This window comes from Natrialba sp. PRR66 (assembly GCF_034808065.1).
Lineage (GTDB): Archaea > Halobacteriota > Halobacteria > Halobacteriales > Natrialbaceae > Natrialba > Natrialba aegyptia.
In genome coordinates this window covers 1-271 of the sequence record NZ_JAXHGN010000107.1, presented here as the reverse complement: position 1 = coordinate 271, position 271 = coordinate 1, and the positions used below count along the sequence as shown (strand labels likewise).

The following is a 271-nucleotide window of genomic DNA, read 5'->3' as shown; positions in this document are numbered from 1 at the left end:
CCTCGGCTCGGATCGCGTAGCTCATCGCCTACAGTGCGAACTTAGACCCGCAGTAGACGCCGTTTCCGGGGTACGAGACGCGGCCGGCGAGGCTGGAGAGGTTGACGATGGTGCCGTCGCCCTGCTCTCGCATGTGGGGGAGCACCTGCCGGGCAAGCCGGTGCGGGCCGTACACGTTCACGTCGAACTGGCTGTGAACGTCCTCGACCGAGACGTCCTCGACCGGCCCCATCTGTGCGTATCCGGCGTTGTTCACCAGACAGTCGATGCG

1 pseudogene is annotated in these 271 nt (G+C 65.7%); it reads right to left on the bottom strand.

Annotation, left to right across the window (positions count from 1 at the left end):
• Window positions 1-31: 31 nt before the first annotated feature.
• Window positions 32-271 (bottom strand): annotated as a pseudogene (locus tag SM755_RS23665) (SDR family NAD(P)-dependent oxidoreductase); the annotation flags it as partial.